The sequence below is a fragment of the Acetoanaerobium sticklandii genome (assembly GCF_000196455.1).
Classification (GTDB): Bacteria; Bacillota; Clostridia; order Peptostreptococcales; family Filifactoraceae; genus Acetoanaerobium; species Acetoanaerobium sticklandii.
Genome location: NC_014614.1, coordinates 109,939 through 130,751, shown reverse-complemented (window position 1 = coordinate 130,751; position 20,813 = coordinate 109,939). Strand labels below are relative to the sequence as shown.

Annotated in this window: 16 protein-coding genes, 1 tRNA gene, 1 other RNA gene and 1 riboswitch; of the genes, 6 read left to right on the top strand and 12 right to left on the bottom strand. The window is 33.9% G+C overall.

The features are described from left to right. Positions 1-20: 20 nt before the first annotated feature. An RNA gene (gene ffs, locus CLOST_RS13705) (signal recognition particle sRNA large type) lies at positions 21-285 on the bottom strand. Positions 286-458: 173 nt separating this feature from the next. Next, positions 459-538, top strand: a riboswitch (Fluoride riboswitch). A gap of 66 nt (positions 539-604) precedes the next feature. Between ffs and CLOST_RS00715 the strand changes: the two genes are divergently transcribed. Beyond that, on the top strand, positions 605-1,807 hold the full coding sequence (locus CLOST_RS00715; RefSeq protein ID WP_013360329.1) for a cation:proton antiporter: 1,203 nt from the start codon (positions 605-607) through the stop codon (positions 1,805-1,807). Here CLOST_RS00715 and CLOST_RS13340 read toward each other — a convergent pair. The 4 genes from CLOST_RS13340 to CLOST_RS00695 all read right to left on the bottom strand — a co-directional run bounded on the left by CLOST_RS13340 (position 1,779) and on the right by CLOST_RS00695 (position 5,023). Further along, on the bottom strand, positions 1,779-2,414 hold the full coding sequence (locus tag CLOST_RS13340) for a C40 family peptidase (protein ID WP_013360328.1): 636 nt from the start codon (positions 2,412-2,414) through the stop codon (positions 1,779-1,781). The genes CLOST_RS00715 and CLOST_RS13340 overlap by 29 nt on opposite strands. Positions 2,415-2,495: 81 nt before the next feature. After that, positions 2,496-4,187 (bottom strand): diguanylate cyclase, encoded by a 1,692-nt coding sequence (locus tag CLOST_RS13335; protein WP_013360327.1) that lies wholly within the window; start codon positions 4,185-4,187, stop codon positions 2,496-2,498. A gap of 164 nt (positions 4,188-4,351) precedes the next feature. Next, positions 4,352-4,441: transfer RNA gene (locus tag CLOST_RS00700), tRNA-Ser, on the bottom strand. 108 nt (positions 4,442-4,549) lie between these two features. Continuing rightward, positions 4,550-5,023 carry a nucleoside deaminase gene (locus CLOST_RS00695; protein WP_013360326.1) on the bottom strand — a complete coding sequence of 158 codons (474 nt, stop codon included), beginning with the start codon at positions 5,021-5,023 and terminating at the stop codon, positions 4,550-4,552. Positions 5,024-5,158: 135 nt separating this feature from the next. Here CLOST_RS00695 and CLOST_RS00690 point away from each other — a divergent pair, with 135 nt between their 5' ends. From CLOST_RS00690 to CLOST_RS00675, 4 genes are all read left to right on the top strand, one after another. Beyond that, positions 5,159-5,974: a copper amine oxidase N-terminal domain-containing protein gene (locus CLOST_RS00690; protein WP_013360325.1), complete on the top strand. Its 816-nt coding sequence runs from the start codon at positions 5,159-5,161 to the stop codon at positions 5,972-5,974. Positions 5,975-6,110: 136 nt separating this feature from the next. Continuing rightward, positions 6,111-6,989 carry a pyridoxal 5'-phosphate synthase lyase subunit PdxS gene (pdxS, locus tag CLOST_RS00685; RefSeq protein WP_013360324.1) on the top strand — a complete coding sequence of 293 codons (879 nt, stop codon included), beginning with the start codon at positions 6,111-6,113 and terminating at the stop codon, positions 6,987-6,989. Position 6,990: 1 nt separating this feature from the next. Further along, positions 6,991-7,566, top strand: coding sequence for a pyridoxal 5'-phosphate synthase glutaminase subunit PdxT (gene pdxT / locus CLOST_RS00680; protein ID WP_013360323.1), 576 nt, complete (start codon positions 6,991-6,993; stop codon positions 7,564-7,566). 339 nt (positions 7,567-7,905) lie between these two features. Continuing rightward, entirely contained in the window at positions 7,906-9,528 is a 1,623-nt protein-coding gene (locus tag CLOST_RS00675) for a methyl-accepting chemotaxis protein (RefSeq protein ID WP_013360322.1), read from the top strand. A gap of 104 nt (positions 9,529-9,632) precedes the next feature. On the opposite strand, the gene CLOST_RS00670 is transcribed toward CLOST_RS00675, so the two are convergent. Both CLOST_RS00670 and CLOST_RS00665 read right to left on the bottom strand, forming a co-directional pair. After that, complete coding sequence (locus CLOST_RS00670) at positions 9,633-11,876, bottom strand: U32 family peptidase (protein ID WP_157858272.1); 2,244 nt, start codon at positions 11,874-11,876, stop codon at positions 9,633-9,635. 20 nt (positions 11,877-11,896) lie between these two features. Continuing rightward, on the bottom strand, positions 11,897-13,633 hold the full coding sequence (locus tag CLOST_RS00665) for an ABC-F family ATP-binding cassette domain-containing protein (RefSeq protein ID WP_013360320.1): 1,737 nt from the start codon (positions 13,631-13,633) through the stop codon (positions 11,897-11,899). A gap of 262 nt (positions 13,634-13,895) precedes the next feature. Here CLOST_RS00665 and CLOST_RS00660 point away from each other — a divergent pair, with 262 nt between their 5' ends. Beyond that, entirely contained in the window at positions 13,896-15,692 is a 1,797-nt protein-coding gene (locus CLOST_RS00660) for a methyl-accepting chemotaxis protein (RefSeq protein WP_013360319.1), read from the top strand. Positions 15,693-15,792: 100 nt separating this feature from the next. Here the strand turns inward: CLOST_RS00660 and CLOST_RS00655 are convergent, their stop codons facing one another. The 5 genes from CLOST_RS00655 to CLOST_RS00640 all read right to left on the bottom strand — a co-directional run bounded on the left by CLOST_RS00655 (position 15,793) and on the right by CLOST_RS00640 (position 20,793). After that, complete coding sequence (locus tag CLOST_RS00655; RefSeq protein ID WP_013360318.1) at positions 15,793-17,607, bottom strand: ABC transporter ATP-binding protein; 1,815 nt, start codon at positions 17,605-17,607, stop codon at positions 15,793-15,795. A 32-nt stretch (positions 17,608-17,639) separates the two neighbouring features. Next, positions 17,640-17,798 (bottom strand): hypothetical protein, encoded by a 159-nt coding sequence (locus CLOST_RS13990; protein WP_013360317.1) that lies wholly within the window; start codon positions 17,796-17,798, stop codon positions 17,640-17,642. A gap of 228 nt (positions 17,799-18,026) precedes the next feature. Next, on the bottom strand, positions 18,027-18,497 hold the full coding sequence (locus tag CLOST_RS00650) for a hypothetical protein (protein WP_013360316.1): 471 nt from the start codon (positions 18,495-18,497) through the stop codon (positions 18,027-18,029). A gap of 253 nt (positions 18,498-18,750) precedes the next feature. After that, on the bottom strand, positions 18,751-19,818 hold the full coding sequence (locus CLOST_RS00645; protein WP_013360315.1) for a uroporphyrinogen decarboxylase family protein: 1,068 nt from the start codon (positions 19,816-19,818) through the stop codon (positions 18,751-18,753). A gap of 126 nt (positions 19,819-19,944) precedes the next feature. Beyond that, a complete protein-coding gene (locus CLOST_RS00640) occupies positions 19,945-20,793 on the bottom strand; it encodes a MetQ/NlpA family ABC transporter substrate-binding protein (protein ID WP_013360314.1) in 849 nt (282 codons plus the stop codon). Between the last annotated feature and the right edge of the window lie 20 nt (positions 20,794-20,813).

Here is a 20,813-nt window from a genome sequence, read left to right as displayed (position 1 = left end):
CAATATGTGAAAATTTAAAGCTGTGCACCTGCCTTCGTGTGAGTATCATAAACGGTATCAAAGCAGTTAGCTCAATCTAGGCACCCTCGCGGCACACAAAAGGGTCCGCTTACCGCTGCTTCCTTCCGGACCTGACGGGGTTCACAGTCTTCCGTTGCGCGAGACCCAGGTCTCAACACCACTTACTCTTTCCAGCTTTACAAATGCTCATACTCTGGCAGGAATTCGACCCTGCTGAAGCGGATTGCAGGTTACAAGGCACCGCTAACTCCCCATCTAGCACAGCAAATCCTATAGACAAATTTTCAGTAGATAATAGTTATCTACTCATGATATTATAAACAAGTTTGCTCTATTTGTAAAGTAAAATTGCTTTATAGCTGATTCTTCAATCACTTCGTATTAATTGTGGTTTCTCCGCTAGATATATGTTGATTATTACTGCCTTATGATGATATTATATTTATGGGAATGAAGTTCTCCCCTAGCAGTATTTGCTAAAACCGCTTTTTCTAGAGCTGATGACTTCTGTGAGTATTCACAGAATTTGTCTGCTCTTTTTTAATGTGAATACAAAAAATTAATATAGAAAAGAGGAAATACTATGCTGTTTAGTTTATCACTGATTTTAATTTTAGGCTTTTCATTAAGCGGAATATTTAACAGGTTAAGACTTCCTGGGCTTTTGGGCATGATCCTCACTGGGATTATCCTCGGCCCTTACGCTCTTAACCTTATTTCTCCCGATATTTTGGATATATCTTCAGATTTAAGAGAAATAGCTCTTATCATTATATTAACTAGGGCTGGACTTAATATCGACATAAAGGATTTGAAAAAAGTAGGAAGACCTGCGATACTTATGTGCTTTGTCCCAGCTTTGTTTGAAATAACTGCTGTTACGCTTCTTGCTCCTATATTTTTTAATATCTCCTATATAGAGGCCGCTATCATGGGAAGTGTTCTAGCCGCTGTATCTCCAGCTGTTATAGTTCCACGCATGATTCATCTTATAGATTCAGGCTATGGTAAGGACAAAAGTATACCACAGCTTATTATGGCCGGGGCATCTGTGGATGATATTTTTGTAATTGTACTATTTGCTTCTTTTATGGGCATGTACTCAGGAGAAGGCTTTAATCCTACTTCACTGCTTTTAGTTCCTGTTTCTATTATATCTGGTATGGGGCTAGGTATCATCTCTGGATTTATTTTTGTGAAGGTTTTTAAAGCCATTCATGTGAGAGATACTGTAAAGGTACTAATAATGCTAAGCATTGCTTTTTTGTTTGTTTCATTTGAAGACTTTATAAAGCCATATTTTCCTGTATCCGGGTTACTTGCAGTTATGGCATTTTCTGCTACTATACTTTCAACCTATGAGGTTCTTGCAAAGAGAATCACTGGAAAATTTTCTAAAATCTGGGTTGCAGCTGAAGTTCTCCTGTTTGTTTTAGTTGGAGCGGCTGTTGATATCTCTTATCTAAAAGGAGCAGGTATAGCCTCTATTGTATTTATATTAAGCGCACTAGTATTTAGAATAGTTGGAGTAAATGTGAGCCTTCTTGGAACTTCACTGGATAAAAAAGAACGTATTTTTTGCTCTATAGCTTATCTTCCAAAAGCTACAGTTCAAGCCGCTATAGGAGCTGTTCCTCTTGCCGCAGGGGTAGGCGCTGGAAATTTAATTCTGACTGTAGCCGTAGTTGCTATATTAATCAGCGCACCGCTTGGTGCTATCGGAGTTGACAATACTTACAAAAAGCTACTTCATAAATCTAAGACTGCTTTTTCCCAAATTCCTTAGCCATATTGGCAAGCACTACCCACTGCGCCCAGTTTTCAGGACTATCATAGAGATTTTTGATATGCACGCTAGGGTTTAATATATAGCCTAAATCCGCTAGCACATGTATAGAATCAACTGCATACTGCTTTTCTTTTTCGGTTACTGTTATCATCCATTTAGGTGGATTTGTCGAAGCATCTAGGTGTTTTTCAGGTACTTTTGACAGGTTTATAAATCTTCTAAAGTACTTGAACACCTTGCCATCATCTACGGTCACACCTTTTGCACTATAGCTACAGTGAATCCACTTTCCATCTCCAAGGTAAAGCCCTATATGATTGATTTCACTGTTTTTATTGGGATCATACAAAAATCCAAGATCAGCTATCTCAAGCTGTGACTTATCAATAGGCTCACTTACATGCCACTGATGCCAGCTTCCATCAGGTACAGCTATTCCAGCAGCTAGGTAACAATATCTCACAAAGCCCGAGCAGTCTAGCTCCTTTGGTATCGCTGGCGGAACTGCTTTTGCTCCTAGGCTATATCTCACATGCTTGTCTTTTAACATTCTAGCTGTATCGATTATTTCTTGCCTATTTATAAAATTCTGAGTATCAGTCATAATATTACCTCCAAACAAAAAAACCATATAGATTAGTTATCACACTTATCTATATGGCTTTTTATTTGATTTGGTAGGTTTTTATTTATTGAATAGCTCAAAGAAATCAAAATCGCTCTTTATGATATGACCTACTACTACGTCTTGTACTACATATTTTACGACTGCTATAGGAGAAATAAGACCTTTTTCTAAAGCATCGTACATATTTTTAGCTTTTATTACTAAGTCATTGTGAATCTTTTTATGCTGCTCATACTCTTCATAGCTATGCTCTAAAAGTATGGCTTCTTCATTTTCAAAATGCAGAGATACATGATCTAGCAGTCGTTTAAACATAACTAGAATTTCTTCAAGGTTATCTTCAATAAAGCAATTTGAAATTATATCGTTTGATATGCTTATAAGCTCTTCATGCTCTTTATCTATCTGAGGATTCCCACTTCTAAAGAAAGGCCCCCAGTCTATATTTACTGGAATTCCACCTTTTGCTATATATACTTCCTCATCATAAACTACCTTATTTCTTCCTGTAAGCTTGGCTAGGTAGAGAGAGTTATCTACACGTTTAAACAAGCTGTCTTCAGTGTCTTCATTCTGGCACTGCGTAACTCCAAAGCTAGATGTAATCTTCTTTACCCCTTTAACTCTTAGAGTTTCTACTTCTCTTCTGATTTTTTCTGCAACTATAGTGGCTTCCTCAAGATGCGCTCCTGGTAGCATTACCAAAAACTCTTCTCCTCCCCATCTGCATAGGACATCTGTTTTTCGTATGAGCTTTGAAACCAAATCAGCAGTACCTTTTAGCACCAAGTCCCCTTTTTGGTGGCCATACTCATCATTTATCTGCTTGAAAAAATCCAAATCGAATAAAATCACAGAAAAGGTTTCTCCATTTTTACAGCCTTTGAGAAATTCCTTTGAAAATTTTTCCTTTAAATACGAGCGGTTGTAAGCCCCTGTTAGAGAATCTCTCATTGCTCTTTGGTAGAGCTTGTTTGTCTTATTTATATTTTTCTTTTTTACTTTGTAGTTTTTGATGCATGAGCTGAGTCTAAGCATAAATAGTTTAAAATCTAGTGGTTTTAGTATAAAATCATCTGCTCCGATGCTGAGGCAGTGAGAAATAGCTCTTACATCTCCATACTGAGTCACTAGGATTATTATGCCATCGTTATTTTGCTCTCTGATTCTGTGGATTACATCCTCTCCATCGTAAACAGGCATAACCAAATCTATCACATAAAGGTCATATTTTAAATCTGAGTTTAAGAATTTTTCAGAATCATTGTAGTAGTCTACAGTATGAATCCCGCTTTTATCAAAAAAATCATTTAGTACCTGCAAGGAGAATCTACTGTCATCCACTACTGCTATTTTCATGTTTTTAAGACTACTTATGGTCTGAGTTTCCGACTCTATACTGCTGATATATCTTCTAAAGCGCTTCAGGTCTATTTTATCCCTATCTATAATCGCCATAACTCCATTGTCATATAGGTGCTCTTTCATAGCTACACTCATACCATGGGATATGATAATGGTATTTACTAGATATTTCTTTGCCTCTAGAATTTTATTTAGCACTATCTCGCATTGCTCCTGAGATGTGCAATCTGCTTCTATGATTATTAGTCTGTAGTAATCTATATTCTTCTCGTGGTTTTTTAATTCATCAAAGGTCACTGTCTCATAGCCATTATATCTATCTCTTATCGCAGTTTTTATTTGAGTTGAAAGGTTGGGATTATTTGCTATATGCAAAATTCTCATAAATTCCTCCATGTTACATTTAAAAGCAGCTTAGTATTATACACAAATAATAGTATTTTAAAACCAAACTACTTACAGTAAATTAAACTTACTAATTTTGGAAAGTAAGTTTAAAAAAACCTTGCATTACAGTAACTGTAATACAAGGTGTCTACTTTAGATAATGGCGGAGAGAGGGGGATTCGAACCCCCGATACAGTTCCCCGTATACCCGCTTTCCAGGCGAGCTCCTTAAACCACTCGGACATCTCTCCATAGTTTATTAATTAGTGCATCAATTATTGGAATTTTATCTATATCATTTGTGTGCAGTAATACATTTTGCGTATTCTTCTTTAACTACCTTATTAAGGTTTTTTATTTTAAATTTTATTTTTACTTTCCTTTTTTAATCTTCTTAAATGCCTAAAGAATCTCTTAATTATGTACGGACTGATAGTCTGGATATATTCATAGTTTACATTATGAGGAATCATTCTGTCCTTTAAAATAGGTAGATAGCTCGCTACACATCCTCTTTTATCGTCTATTGCTCCTATGTAGAGATTTTCTATGCGTGAATCCATGATGGCCCCACTACACATGATGCACGGCTCTAGCGTCACGTACATATCGCAGCCAACTAGCCTCCATCCACCTAGATGCTTAGCTGCATTTTTTATTGCTATTAGCTCTGCATGTCCTAGAGGATCTTTATTTTGCTCCCTATTGTTATGAGCTCTTGCTATGATTTCTCCATCCTTGACTATGACGCATCCGATTGGAACCTCATTTATGCTATAGCTTTTTAAAGCTTCTTTCAAAGCTTCTCTCATAAAAAATTCTTTATTCATCATAAATCGCCTCGTATCATTTTATACAAAAATCCACTGATTGTCAATAATATTGTAACCTTTGGCCCTTGTAATGACCTCTAGGTTAGTATACTATTAAATTAATAATTTTTTAAATATTTTAGAGGAGAACTTTATATGAAGAAAAATAACATTTTATTTAAATCTTTTCTGCATAAGCTCGGAATTATCACTCTTATTCTCATATCAATTTTTAATTTTTCTCATGGTTCATCTCCAGTATATGCAAACCACAGCATAGGTGTCTACATAGATAACAAGCCACTAAAAATGGACGTTCCACCTATAATAAGAAGTGGTAGAACTCTAGTTCCCATTTCTGCTATAGGAAATGCTCTTAGCTGCAAAATCACTTGGAATGAGCGAAATCAAAGCGTAATCATAAGAAAGCAAGCTTCAATTATAAGGCTATCTATAAATAGTAAGCTAGCATATATAGATGATAATCCTATGCATCTAGACTATCCCCCTGTAATAGTCAATGGCAGAACTATGGTTCCTCTTAGCTTTGTTGCAAATGCTCTGAATTACGATATTAAGTGGGACCCAGTTCGTATGAATGTATATGTGCATTCTGACCCTGTTAATATGACTATGGCAGAAGCTAAAGCTGCTGATAGCTCAATTAAGGTACTAGATATTACTACACTAGAGATGAATATAGATGGTCAGATCAAAAAAGTTCAGCTTGCAAATGTAGTGTGCGCAAATGAAGACAATAAGCTTTTAAACACTGGTGGGGCTTGTATCTTAGGTAGTATTTCAAATCCTAAACTAGATGAAATTAAAGAGCTTTTAGCTTCAGGAAATGTAAGTGTAAAGGTTACTCAAAATCTAGATAAGGACACTGTAATAGCAGAGGTGTATATCGACGGAGCATCCTTAAGTCAGCTTCTTATAGAGCTAGGATATGCAAATAGTATAAAGAATTAATCTAGAGCGTATCGATTCAATTCTCCTTTTTCAGTAAGTTTATCATAATTGTATTGTAATTTTCCAAATAATATGGAAATATATAGGAGTAACACCAATACAATTATCGATACACTTACATAAAGGGGGCAATACAATGGAAAATCGTTATGACTTAAACAAAAACTTAGCTCAGATGCTAAAGGGCGGAGTAATCATGGATGTAACAAATGCACAGGAGGCTAAAATAGCTGAAGAAGCTGGAGCTTGTGCAGTTATGGCATTAGAAAGAGTACCTGCTGATATTCGTAAAGACGGAGGAGTAGCTAGAGCCTCTGACCCTAAAATGATAAAAGAAATTCAATCAGCTGTATCTATACCAGTAATGGCAAAGGTTCGTATAGGGCATTTTGTAGAGGCTCAGATTTTAGAAGCTCTGAGCGTGGATTACATAGATGAAAGCGAAGTGCTTACACCAGCAGATCCTAGTCTTCACATAGATAAAAAAGCCTTCAATGTGCCTTTTGTATGTGGAGCAAAGAATCTTGGAGAAGCACTTAGAAGAATCGGCGAAGGTGCTTCTATGATTCGTACTAAAGGAGAGCCTGGAACAGGCGATGTAATTGAAGCAGTTCGCCATATGCGTATGATGAACAGTGAAATAAGACGTATACAGGGACTTACTAAGGAAGAGCTGATGAATGCAGCCAAAGAGCTTCAGGCTCCTATAGAGCTAGTGACTTATGTACATGAGCACGGAAAGCTTCCTGTTGTAAATTTTGCTGCAGGTGGAGTAGCCACTCCTGCCGATGCTGCTATGATGATGCAGTTAGGCTGTGATGGTGTGTTTGTAGGCTCTGGAATATTTAAATCTGGAGATCCAAGAAAGCGAGCTGCAGCCATAGTAAAAGCTGTAACAAATTATAATGACCCTAAAATATTGGCTGAGGTATCAGAAAATCTTGGCGAAGCTATGGTAGGTATAAATGTATATTCTATATCAAAAGACGATATAATGGCAGACAGAGGTTATTAATATGAAAACAATAGGGGTTCTCGCTCTTCAAGGAGCTTTTATAGAACATGTAAATCATATAGAAAAGCTAGGCCATAAAGCTGTAGAAATACGAAAAAAAGACCAGCTTGAAGGCATCGATGGCATCATTCTTCCTGGTGGAGAAAGCACTGCAATAGGAAAGCTCCTAGTCGATTTTGATATAAAGCAGGCTCTAAAAGAAAAAATAGAATCTGGGTTTCCAGTTTGGGGTACCTGCGCAGGAATGATATTACTAGCAAAAAAACTAATAGACGACCCTATAGTTCATCTTGGCTGCATGGATATCACTGTCAAAAGAAATGCCTATGGAAGTCAGCTAGATAGCTTTATCACCGTAGATAATATAAAAGCACTGGATGACAAGCCATCAAAGCTAGTTTTTATAAGAGCTCCATATATTGAAGCCATAGGAAATACTGCAAAAGCTCTTCATACTGTAGATGAAAATATAGTAGCTGCAAGGCAAGAAAATATGATGGTCACATCCTTTCATCCTGAGCTTACAGATGAAACCCTGTGGCTTGAGTACTTTATAAACAATCTCGTTATAAACTAAAAAAACAATACTAAAATCACTAGCAAATTTTAACTTTATCCTTCCAGTTAGATGTGGTCTTATAATAGACGACTTATCTAACTGGAAGTTTTTTATGCTCTTTTTTAATCACTCTTTTAATTTTACAAAGTTTTCTCTTTTTAGTCTAAATCAGTAGTGATATTTTAATCTATTATTATTTTTTATACTTGTTATATAATTTATTTTATATATATATGAAGTAAATATAATTTATGTTAAAATGTAGTCAATATATCCTAATGCATTTGTAACATATTGTCTAATACATAATACTACGGTGTAAGGATTCACAATAAATAGTGTAAAGTGAGGTAAAAAATGAATAAAAATACGATATTCATACTGATATCTATACTGCTAGGAAGCGGCGTAGGTTATGCTTACGGAAATCAAATGCTAGGTTTAGTTCCAGCTCTAGTAATAATCGTACTACTTATAGCTATTGCTATATACATATCTGCTTCTTCAGGCATCACTTCAAATAAAGACCTGATAAATGGTCTAAAAGCTGTAGTATCTGGAGATTACGGCTATAATTTCAAAATGAGGTTAGGAGCTACTGGCGAAATGGGCGAGGTGGCTGCCGAGCTTGATAAAATCATGCTGGCTGTAAATCATATGATTGCTAAAATGAAGGTTTCTGGAGAACAAAGTGCTTATGAAAGCGAAAAGGTATATCACCAGCTCGAAATCAACAACGAGGTCTCTTCAAACATCAGTCATGCCGTTGAAAAAATAGCTTATGGCTCTACAGAGCAAAAGGAGCATATAGATGAAATAACTGAAAATTCATCTGAAATGACCAAGCATGCAAGCTCTATAGCTGATAAATGCGAGCATAACTACAAGCTATCTGTTACAGTAGAAAAAAGTGTAAACGATGTAAAGCAGTACGTAGATAAGCTCCTAGATGGAATAGAATTTACAGGAGATGTAACAAAAACCTCTGCAAGTAAGATTCACGATTTGAAAAGAAAAGTGGAGAATATATCTAACTTTATAACTGTAGTTACTAAAATCTCAGAGCAAACTAATCTTCTAGCTCTAAATGCTTCTATTGAGTCAGCAAGAGCTGGAGAAGCTGGAAAAGGATTTGCCGTAGTTGCAAATGAAGTTAGAAAGCTAGCAGAAGAATCTAGGCTGGCATCAGAGGATATCATAAAAATAGTAAATGAAGTAGTAAAAGAAACTGAGCTAGTAGTAGAGCAAATAGATAGTAACACTGCAACTGTAGCTCAAAACGTAAGTATGGTTTCAGAGGTAAAAGCCCTCATCGAGCAAACTGCTACTCACATAAATCAAATGGAAAATGAAATTTCTTCTATCAAGGATATTACTATAAACCAAGCCAAGGAATCTGAAAAAATTGCTGAAGCTTTAGCTCAAGTATCAAATCTATCAAACGATATAGCATCTCAGACTCAAAATGTTTATGCAGCTTGCGAAGAGCAAACCTCAAGCGCAGAGCAGATGATGTCTTCATGCGAAATATTAACAAAATCATCAAAAGATGCACTCGATCAAGTTAAAGAGTTTTCTAAAGGAATTGTAATTAGCGAGTTAAAGAAAAAAGAAATAAATCGTTTAGTCTCTGAACTAAAAAAGCTTGCTCTGACATCAGCTCTTACAGGAATGGATTACAATCAGCACAAAAAAGCTATAGATGATATTGTGAGTAAAGAAAAGAATCTATCTGTAGTATATTCTGCAACTCCAGAGACTCACAATCTACACTACATAAACCTCAACCTTAAGATGGATACTGTCGCTTTTAGAGAGTGGTACAAAAACCCACTCACATCCAAAAACAATTATATTTCTGAGGTATATGTGCCACTGGGTTCTGATAGTCCATGCGTAACTATATCAGTGCCAATAATTGATAACGGACAAGTGGTTGGAGTTCTAGGTGCTGATTTAGAATTATCAGAAATTCAATAAATTATTAATTTAAAAACCTTTGTAAAAAATGCTCCTTTGGATTTATTAATCCGAAAGAGCATTTTATTTTTAAAAGCAATGTATAGATTTCAACTGGGATATTTCTACATAATCTCTTTATTGAAATGTCCTCTTGTGTCAGTTTCTTTGTTAAATATAATTTGATTATCTTTACTTTTTAATTTTTTCATTGCCATATTAATGGTTTTAATAACCTGTTCTTTAGATTCAACCGTAAAATTCAATCTAAATGCCTCTACTCCTTCAATGTTTTGAACCTCATCTAAAAGATTGAGAATCTTTCCATTAAGTATAGTTGTAGTACAATCATCATGAGTAATGATAGGAAATGTACCATGCTCATCTTTTAACTCATAGCTCCTAGTTTTACAACAACCGCATTGATTCATTTTTTTTAGTGGACAATATTTTGAAAACATCATAGGTGCTCTACCATATACAATCATCTCTAGCGCTGGATAACCATCATTTTTTTCATAGTAAGAACTTATTAAATCCTCAATTTGCGTTTTGTTCAATTCGTATGATAGAGTAACTCGTTTTGCTCCTAACTTAAATAATTCGTAGCAGCTGTCTGAATTAACAACATTTAGAGAATAGTCTGTAATAAAAGGATTTGTTTTTCTATAATGGTAAATTCCACCATAGCCTCCAATTAGTAATTGTCCTTCTTTTTCCTTATAATCATTTTGGTTTCTTCTAACAGTATTATCAAAATAAATTTCTTTAATTCCACAGCTCACGCAAGCATCATACTGCTCCTTAGAAGTTACAGAAGCAGTAAAGAATGGCTCTCTTGGAGTAAAGCTTATTTTTTCTTTTGCCTTAAAAGCCTTGATGCTTTTTTTCTTGCTGTTAAGCTTTAGCTCATATAAAGCTTGTACAATTTCTCTTCTTGCTACATTTAACAATTTTGCTGGAATAAATACATTACATTCCTCATAAATCACATTATTAAGCTCAAATATTGTATCATTTAGTCTTGAAAATTGTTTTATTACTTGCTCTTTTGTTGTTGGATTATTAATTGCTTCACTTAGTATGTCTTCGCCTTCATATAAAAAGTTAAAACCCAAGCCTTCTGCTTCTATAATAAGCTTTGAATTTGGTTGTGCATTCACCTTAATATCCAGATTAAAACGCTTAAATTCTTTTTCGAGTGACGATTCTAGCTCTTTGTAATATAAGTAATCTTTTGTTAAATATACGACATCATCCTTAGAAAGCTTTTCTTTTATTTTTATATAGCCTACATCATTAGCTCTATTTATTAGCTTACCTTCTTTATCGTACAATTTTACGACTGTTAGAACAATATCTTCATTGTTATGGCTTATCCTTATAATATCATTTTGATTTAAAGGTCTTGTGAGCTTTATTTCGTACATACCTTTAACAATATTACTAATTTTTCCAATTTCATAACCATAATTGTTTGGTCTTAAAATATTTGTTATATCTTTCTTATCTTCATGAAATAAATATCCTTTAGTAAATGTTCTATTAAAAGTTTTGCTTAGATTTGTTTTATCTTCTTCAGTTATTTTATAATCTAGAGCTCTTCGGTAGCGTGATACTACATTAGCAACATAGGCTGGTTCTTTCATTCGCCCTTCTATTTTCAAAGAATCAATTTCCTTTAAATCGTCAATATAATCTATTGTGTTTAAGTCCTTCGTGGATAAAATATAATTTTTTCCTAAAGCCTCATCAGCTGTCTTATCGATTATTTCATATTCTTTGCGACATGAACCAACACATCTTCCACGATTTCCGCTTCTGTAGCCGATTAACCCTGACATTAAACAGTTTCCAGAATAAGAAACACATAAAGCACCATGAACAAAAATCTCTAAAGGTACCTGTGCTATTTTCTTAATCTCTTTTACTTTTTCAATGGGAACTTCCCTAGACAAAACTATTCTTTTTGCCCCTAATTCCTTGAAAAATAAAGTCCCGTCTAAATCATCTATCCCCATTTGAGTTGAGCAATGCGCTTCCATATCGGCAAAATTGTTAACTAAGTAATCAAAAGCAGCAAGATCGGCAACAATAATTGCATCAACTCCTATTTCATTTAATTGATGCATCTGCTGCTTCATAGCTTCAATTTCGTTTTCAAAAACTATAGTATTCATAGTTACATATATTTTGACATTTCTAAGATGAGCATAAGAAATAGCTTCTTTTAACGATTCAAAATCAAAATTCGATGAGTATGCACGTGCTCCAAATTTTTGCATTCCTAAATATATCGCATCACATCCATTAGAAATTGCAGCTATTAAAGCTTCCATATTTCCAGCTGGAGCTAGTAATTCAGCCATTTTTCCCTCCATATTATTCTCTAATTCGAGCTAATTTCTTCCAATTGATTGCAAAGCTTTTCTACTTTCATTAGCTCATCCATTTTAAAAGCTAATGTAATTTTTGCTTCTAGCTCTTGTTTTTTCTTATCTACTTCTAAATACTCTTTATTGAAATATTTATCATATACCATCTTTCGAAAGGTTCTTGTACGCATACGCTTTAGTGTCTTATCTTCTACTAGTAAAACATAGTCTGCACAATTAGCGATAAGATAAAAATCGTGGCTAATCATTAGTACCGCTCCTTTATATTCAGAAATAGCTTTTTCCACAGCCATTTGGACATAAATATCGAGATGGCTAGTAGGTTCATCCAGTATAAGAAGCTCAGCATTGGTATTTGCAATCATGGCTATTTTGAGCAAATTCTTTTCTCCACCAGATAGCTGTCCAACCTTTTGCTTTAAGGCATCCCCTTCTAGACAAAATTTCTCTAGATATCCACTAATACTCTCTTTTGTCTCAAAGCCTAAATTCTCCATAACTTCAAATACAGTTTTTGTCTCATCTATATTCTCATCTGTTAATTGTGATAAGCATGCATAATTTATATTCTCATCAATTTTAATTGAGGGATGATTGTTCTTTAAAATATCTTTTATCAAAGTAGTTTTTCCTGTACCGTTTGGACCAACAATAGCTACTTTTTCTCCTGATTTTAATTCAAAGCTAATATTTTCTAACAAAACATCGTCAAATGAAACGCTATAATCTGTAACGCTTAAAACCGTATAGTCATCTTTTGCTTCGACTGGCTTAAACTCAATAAGTGGTTCACGAAGTTCAATAAATGGCTCTTTAATTTGTCTTGCAAGTAAACGGTCAAGTTGTGTTTGTTTAGCATTTACAGCATTTCCAAGTGTAGGATTAGCCACTATTGTAGCTCTTATTCTAAGAGCATCGACCATCTTCTCGGTACGATAAATTTCTTCTTGTTCTTCGATACTTTGTTGCTTAAGTTTTAACTTTTCCTTTAATTGAGAACAACGATATTCTGAATAACTACCATCATATTCTTGAATATCGCCGTCCTCTAAATGTAAAATCTTATTAAAGCAATGATTCAGTAAATATCTGTTGTGTGTAATAGCTAGTAATGTGCCCTTATACCCATTAATCAGCTTGCAAAGTCTATTTAAGTTTCCAAAATCAAGAAATACATCTGGCTCGTCCAAAACAAGAAGGTTTTGAGATAATAACATTTCTTTCATAATTTGAAGTAATTTATACTCTCCACCACTGAGTTCTGATAGCTTCGTTTCCTCTAATTCACGCATACCCGCTATATATAGTTGTTTTTGGATATTACTAATATAATTATCTCCATCCATTGACACAAATTCATCGAGTAGAGCTTGGTACTTTTCAAATAAAGGCTCTACATTCTCAGCTACAGCCATTTCTTCACATATAGCAACTGTAGAATTTTGATTTTTAACGAATTTTTCGCTCAAATATTCAAATACAGTCTGCTCTTGTTCTTTATCTCGCACTGCAAACTGACTAGCATAACCAATACGGCAACTTTCATCTTTAATTATCTTACCGTCGTACATATATTTATCTGGGTTAATAATCATATCAACAAGAGTCGATTTACCCGAGCCATTGCTTCCTATAAAAGCGCAGTGTTGTCCCATTTCCAACGAGAATGAAACCTCTTTATACAATACTTTTGCAGGAAAATCAAAGGAAAGCTTTTTTACTTGAATCATTTTGTTATCCTCAATTCTAAAAGTTTTTATCTAAATTATCACAGTAAATTATAGCAACTAGCACTACATAACACAAGAAAAGTTCTCAAATAATGATATACACATTAAAATTCTCTATATAGCTAATTACATAGCTAAAAACTTATTGTATAATTAAAGTTAAGTAGTTTTAAATTTGCCCTCTACGGGTAATGGTGTAAGGAAAAAATATTTTTTTGAAATAAATTTGTTTTATAGTAATCATTTGAATGGGGGCATAATTTTGAAAGGTACTGTTGTAGGAACTTGGGTCAAAACTCTTAGTCGTATGTATCCAGAAGATATCGTAAAGGAAAAAATGAAAGTGGCAGGAATGGACCCTAACAAAGCCATATCACCACTAGACGATATAGAGGATGCTAAGGTTTTTAGATTTACAAACGAAATATCAAAGCAATTTTCAATAAAAGAAGAAGACCTATGGAGAGAAATAGGAAGAGATAATATCAAAGCATTTTATGAAGGCTATTCATCATTCTTCAAAAAAGCAAACCTATTTCAATTTCTAAACTCCATGAATGATGTCCACCAAGTAGTTAGAAAAAGAATTTCAGGATCTAACCCTCCTGGACTGGATATGGAGATAATAGGAACAAACGATGTACTGCTTACATACCGCTCTAAACGTGGTATGTTTAACTATCTTCATGGACTTATAATAGGCGCTAAAGCTCACTTTAACGAAGACGTAAAAGTAAAAGAGCTATATAGAAAAGATGGTGAGATGCAGCTTCAGCTTACCTTTCCATATGAAGTGAGAAAAAGAAAAACCTACCAAATTAACAAGCTAATGTCTCTAGGCTTTATAAAGGATTTGGGAGCAAAGGTTTCTATTTTCGCAGTGATTATAGGGCTAATAGCTGGATTTTTAACCAAAGATGTAGCCTATGGCTATGTGATTGCTCCAGTAGTAACAGCACTTTTTGCATTTATAGGCTTTAAAATGCTGAGCCTTCCTCTTGAGGATATAAAAAATGAACTAAATGCTCTTTCTGCTAAAAACTTTGTAATAACAACAGAGATAGCTACAGGAAAAGATATGTACGAAGAAATCCACAGTGCTCTTAATAAATACAAGGAATCAGTAGCTGAGGACTTTATAGGATTTAACAGTATGACTGAAGAAATGCAAGGCTTTAGCGATACCTTAAGTGGGATTTCTAAAAAAATGGACACTACCAGCAAGGATATAGCAGATGTAGTAGAGCAGCTTGCTTACTCTGCAACTACTCAGGCTGATGAAACCGAGCACGGTGTGAGCATGCTTCAGGACAATGTAGAGAGCATCAAAAATATATCTGAGCAGGAAAACAAAAACAAAACCGAGCTAGAGGACGCTCTTACCAATATCAAGGATTCATTCAAGGCTCTTGATAACACAGTAGTTAGCCTTGGAAATATTCTAGAGAAGTTTGAAAACGTGAGAAATGAAAGTATTAATTTAAAAAACAAAGGAAAAGAAATAGAAGAAATAGCTTCGTTTGTATCAAGCATATCTTACCAAACTAACCTGCTAGCACTTAACGCTTCTATCGAGGCGGCAAGAGCAGGAGAAATGGGAAGAGGCTTCTCAGTTGTTGCTGAGGAAGTTAGAAAGCTTGCAGAGCAGTCAGAAACTGCCGCTGATAACATCAAAGAAAACGTATATGGCTTCTTGTCTGAAATGGACAACATGGTAAGCAGTATAACAGATCAGTACGATGTAATAAATTCAGAAAGCACTTCTATAAAACAAGCTATAGAAAAAACAGAATCTGCCAACGGCAAGATAGAAACCGTAGCTGAGAAAATGCTAGTAACAGCAGTAGAGCTAGAGAGTCAATCAGAAAAAATCACTTCTATGTTTACAAACATAGAATCCCTAGCAGCTATAGCTGAAGAAAACTCTGCATCTACTGAGGAAGTAAGCTCAAATGTAACTAGCTACTCAGAAGAAATTCTAAAGCTTACTGAAGGAATAAACGACTTCAAAAAACTTACAAACGAGTTCAAAGGATATATTTCAACCTACAAGCTCTAAAAGTTCTTATTAAATCTTTGCAACTTGTAATAAATTTTAATAGTTTTTATTTAGTATTAAAGCCTGATTTCAACATTTCGCTGAAATCAGGCTTTTTAATTTACTTAGGTTTCTTTTTAGCATCTATATCCTCTGGAAGTGTATCTTCTTCTTGATTTCCTTGAGTATATAAATCGTAGTACATTCCTTTGAGAGCCATCAGCTCGCTATGGGAACCTTGCTCCTTTATACCCTCTTCAGTAAGCACTAGTATCTTATGAGCCCCTCTTATAGTAGAAAGTCTATGAGCTATAGTAAGGGTAGTTCTTCCTTTAGAAAGCTCTACTAGAGACTGCTGGATGATTCTCTCACTTTGGTTATCAAGAGCTGAAGTAGCCTCATCTAGTATAAGTATAGGCGGATTCTTTAAAAATACCCTAGCTATACTGATTCTTTGCTTTTGTCCTCCAGAGAGCTTTACTCCACGCTCTCCTACATAGGTATCAAATCCATCGTGCAGATTCATTATAAAATCATAAGCTCCAGCTAGCTTTGCCGCATACTCTACTTCTGCTTTTGAAGCTCCTGGTCTTCCATACTCTATATTTTCAAAAACACTGCCTGAAAATAAATACACATCCTGCTGAACCATTCCTATTTTAGAACGAAGGCTGTTTAGAGTGAAGTTCTTAATGTTGCTATCATCTATAGAGATATTTCCTTCAGTTACATCATAAAATCTAGGAATAAGATTACAAAGAGTGGTTTTTCCTCCACCAGATGGGCCAACTAGAGCTATGTTTTCTCCAGGCTCCACTACAAAAGAAAGCTTTGAAAGTACTTTATTGTGGTCATCTGGATACTCAAAGCTCACATTGTCAAATGTAATCTTGCCATCCACATGCTTTAGCTCTACTGCATCAGGCTCATCTTTTATATCTACATCTGTATCCATAATCTCAATAAAACGCTCTATGCCTGTCATTCCTCTTTGGAACTGCTCCATAAACTCAACTATTCTTCTAACAGTTGCAAGAAGAGTAGTAACGTACATGATGTAGGCAAGTAAATCCGCTGCGTTTATTCTTCCATTTAATATGAAAAATCCTCCAAGAAGTATAACCATAAGGTACATGATACCGTCAAAAATTCTAGTCATACTATGAAAGCCTGCAAGATATTTATATGCCTGTTTTTTAATTCCTAAAAACTTTTGGTTGTCTCTTTCAAACTTTTCTTTTTCGATTTCTTCATTTGCAAACGAACGAACTACTCTCATTCCAAGAAGAGCATCCTCTATCCCTGCATTTAAGTCTCCTATGTGATTCCTTTGGCTTTTAAAAGCTGACCTCATAAGTCTGTTAAACTTCGTAACACTCACTAGCATTATAGGTATGAATATAAATATTGCCATAGTAAGCACTAAATCTATTTTCGCTAAAATAGCAAATGATATTACTAGCTTTAGCGCACCTATAAAAAATTCCTCAGGGCAGTGATGAGCAAACTCAGTTACGTCAAATAAATCACTCGTTATCCTAGCCATAATCTGACCGACTTTTGTGTTGTTGTAAAAAGAATCTGATAGATTTTGAAGATGAGAAAAGGCATCCCTTCTCATATCAGTTTCTATCTTTGCGCCCATTATATGGCCTACACTTGACATATAGTAATTGCCAAGCACATCTATAATTCTAAGTACGAAATAAATTCCTGCCATCTGCCATATCAGTTCTTTAGTAAGAAGAGCCGCATCTTCCATTCCGACAGTTGCTATCTTTCTAAGGATAAGCGGAAGTGCAAGCTCGCAAAGTGTTGTAAGAGAAGCAAAGAATAAATCTAAGTAAAGTGTAGTTTTATACTTAGAAAAATATGGGACAAAGCGTTTAAATAATTCCCATGTGCTGTGTTTTCTATTTTGTACATTTTCCGCCATGCTTTCCCTCCTTAATAAAATCCAAGTAAGTTTTATTTATTAAGAGAACCTGCTCTTTTCATACTTTTAAATCCTTTACTCGGACCTGAATTCGTTTTACTAGTTGTACTACCAGCCTTTCCTTGCTGTGTACTTTTCTTCTTTTTTTCTTCAATTATTTTTTTCATTTGCTCTATACTTGTATTTGACATACCTTAACTCTCCTTTTATTTAAGTGTTCTTTTTTTATTTATAAAACTCTCTATATAAATAAATTATTATATCACACTTCATTATACTAACCTATAGTAACTAATTCTACTACTTTTTATTAATTCTAACCAACGATTCCATTTCTCTACTGAATTTAAAACATGAAAACAACTAAACCATTAAAATCACTTATTTAAAAGCGATTTTAATGGTTTACTTTTGTACACTTATTCTAAATTTGTTGATAAATTAAGCTTTGTAGTGATTTTGAACTGTGTAAGAGTCATATTTTTCTTTAATCTATCTATCATTCTCATTCTATCAGATCTATATTTAGCTACTCTAGATGCACTCCAAGTTAAATAGATATTTACTAAAACAGTTTTCTTATCATATTTTTTAGGACGGCCACGTTTTTTAGATTCACACTCAATAGCAATTTGAGATTCAGATATCGGAACTTTAAATTCTAGCTCCTTAGAAACTATTTTTTCTTTAGAAAAAATTTCACCAGTATCTGGATTAACTTTTACGCTCCACTCATTTTCCTCCCAAACTAGCTTTTTGAATTCTTCAGAAGATTTTTTTAAAGTATAGCTAATTACAAAATTATGATTTTGTGAATAAAGATGTTCTAAATTACTACCGCTAAATTGAATTACTCTCAATTTACCTTTTCCAGTAACAGTGACATACATAAACTATTCCTCCAGAACATTTTATCTTTATTAAATCGTAAGTGAATATAAATGTACATGATTATTATAAAAAATACAGAAAAAACCTCGATTCTTTTGATAAAATCAAGGTTTCTCTATTTTGAATTCATTTTTACTTCAAAAAGTCAGGAATTAGTTATTATATCAAAATTATTTGAAATTTTTTATTTCATATCAATAATATTCTATTAACTACTTCATATAATTAATATTTTAGATTGGAACTTCATTACTAATTATATCTACCAAAATCTTTACAAGCTTTTATCATAGCATGTACATTAGCCGGTGGAGTATGTGATGGCAGCACACAATCTGGAGTCAAAATAAATCCTCCTGGATGATACTTCATTTTTTCTATAATTTCTTTAGATGCTTTATATACATCCCTAGCAGAACCTATTTGCATCAATGTAGTATGAACATTTCCACCTATTACATAATCTTCACCTAGAGCTTTTCCAGTTTTTAATATATCCATCTCGTGTCCTGGAGTAAAAATAGTTCTAGGTACTAACTTAATATTTTCTTGCCAATGTATCAAATTTTTAGTATGATCCCCACATAAATGAATTGTCCATTTTTTAATCCCCATATTTATAAATTTTTCATGTATTTCCTTAACATAAGGTAAGCTATATTCTTCAAACATTTTAGGAGACATAAGCTCATGACACTCCATTGGATAAGTAGAGAAAGCAGAACAATTTTCAGAACCAAATTTATTAACATAAATTTGACCAACTTCTAAAATATAATCAGTAGCTATACGTAATAAGCGATGTACTAAACTAGGTTCTTTGCGAATCCATCTTAATAGCAACTCAGCTCCTACAATACTTTCCGCTATACCCATAGGTGAACCCGCTCCTACAGTAACAGAAGAAAATCCTTTTTCAACACTTAATTCTCCAAACCTTAAATATCGGCTCATAGCGGGTGCTGTCATCGGATTAGGCACTTTTAATTTCTCTACTTCATTTGATGACTTAATCGCTCTTTTTGTTAACTTTGGAAGTGTTATTCTTGGAGAATCTGGTATTTCAATTAAACCTCCAAAATCCCAACCATTTCCATCTGGAATATTATACGATGGCCCAGCATCATATCCATGAAGCTCTCGTGCCAAAAGTTGAGCTTCCATAGCTTTTTCAGGTTCTAAAAAATATTCTTTAGCATTCATATTAGTAATATATGCTGCATATAGACTTACAAGTGGATTTACCGGGACTCTATCTATTTTTTCTCTCGCAATCAATTTTTTCATTCTTTCATTTGATGACATTACTTCCTGAATCATAAATCTCCTAGTTAAAAACTATGTTTTATGTACTACTAAAATCTATTTTCAACTAGGATATCACCACCTTTAATAGAATTTCTTAAATAATTCTAAAATTATTTTAAACCATTCATAACTATACAATTAATATGCTGGAATATATGCCCCTTCTAATTCCTCATCCATATATTTTCTCATTTTTTCATTAGTAAGAGCAGCTTCTAAATGTTTTACCCACTCTACATTTTTATTGTCTTCTCTAAGTACGATAACATCTGCATATCTTTTGGTATCTTCTTCATTGTCAAAAATAATAGCACTTTTAGGGTCTTTACCACTCAATAACATATAAATTCCATATCCCACTACTGCATCTACATCTTCCATAGAACTTATTAATTTAGGACCATCAATTTCTATTAAATCTAAATTCTTTGGATTCTCTATAACATCAAGTTTTGTTGGCAAATCCACTCCATCTTTTATTTTAATAAATCCATTTGATTCTAAAAATCTTAAGCCTCTTGTTCTATTACTAGAATCATTTGCAATACCAATTTTAGCACCATTCGGAATTTCTTCTAAGCTTTTTAATTTACTGGAATAAATACCATAAGTGCATGCTATTCCTTTTTCTCCATATTTAACTAAGTTTGTACCTCTTTCCTTATTAAATGCATCCAAGAATGGAACATGTTGATAAAAGTTAACATCTATACTACCTTCATCTAGCGCAATATTAGGAGTTACATTATCATCAAATACTATAACTTCTAGTTCATATCCACTTGTACTTTCAAAATCTTTCTTAGCTTCTTGAACTATGTCCTTAAAGAAACCCGTTGTTCCAATTTTAATAATCTCTTTTTCTTCAACTTTCGTATCAACTTCACTACTCGTATCATCACTTGAATTGGCATTAATAGAACATCCTACCATAGCAATACTCAACATAATAATACTAAATAAACTAATAATTTTTTTTGATTTCATAATAAAAATCCTCCTATTTT

Coding starts and splice junctions, on each gene's coding strand:
- CLOST_RS00715 (WP_013360329.1), top strand. CDS start 605: ATGCTGTTTAGTTTATCACTGATTTTAATTTTAGGCTTTTCATTAAGC.
- CLOST_RS13340 (WP_013360328.1), bottom strand. CDS start 2,414: ATGACTGATACTCAGAATTTTATAAATAGGCAAGAAATAATCGATACA.
- CLOST_RS13335 (WP_013360327.1), bottom strand. CDS start 4,187: ATGAGAATTTTGCATATAGCAAATAATCCCAACCTTTCAACTCAAATA.
- CLOST_RS00695 (WP_013360326.1), bottom strand. CDS start 5,023: ATGATGAATAAAGAATTTTTTATGAGAGAAGCTTTGAAAGAAGCTTTA.
- CLOST_RS00690 (WP_013360325.1), top strand. CDS start 5,159: ATGAAGAAAAATAACATTTTATTTAAATCTTTTCTGCATAAGCTCGGA.
- pdxS (WP_013360324.1), top strand. CDS start 6,111: ATGGAAAATCGTTATGACTTAAACAAAAACTTAGCTCAGATGCTAAAG.
- pdxT (WP_013360323.1), top strand. CDS start 6,991: ATGAAAACAATAGGGGTTCTCGCTCTTCAAGGAGCTTTTATAGAACAT.
- CLOST_RS00675 (WP_013360322.1), top strand. CDS start 7,906: ATGAATAAAAATACGATATTCATACTGATATCTATACTGCTAGGAAGC.
- CLOST_RS00670 (WP_157858272.1), bottom strand. CDS start 11,876: ATGGCTGAATTACTAGCTCCAGCTGGAAATATGGAAGCTTTAATAGCT.
- CLOST_RS00665 (WP_013360320.1), bottom strand. CDS start 13,633: ATGATTCAAGTAAAAAAGCTTTCCTTTGATTTTCCTGCAAAAGTATTG.
- CLOST_RS00655 (WP_013360318.1), bottom strand. CDS start 17,607: ATGGCGGAAAATGTACAAAATAGAAAACACAGCACATGGGAATTATTT.
- CLOST_RS13990 (WP_013360317.1), bottom strand. CDS start 17,798: ATGTCAAATACAAGTATAGAGCAAATGAAAAAAATAATTGAAGAAAAA.
- CLOST_RS00650 (WP_013360316.1), bottom strand. CDS start 18,497: ATGTATGTCACTGTTACTGGAAAAGGTAAATTGAGAGTAATTCAATTT.
- CLOST_RS00645 (WP_013360315.1), bottom strand. CDS start 19,818: ATGATTCAGGAAGTAATGTCATCAAATGAAAGAATGAAAAAATTGATT.
- CLOST_RS00640 (WP_013360314.1), bottom strand. CDS start 20,793: ATGAAATCAAAAAAAATTATTAGTTTATTTAGTATTATTATGTTGAGT.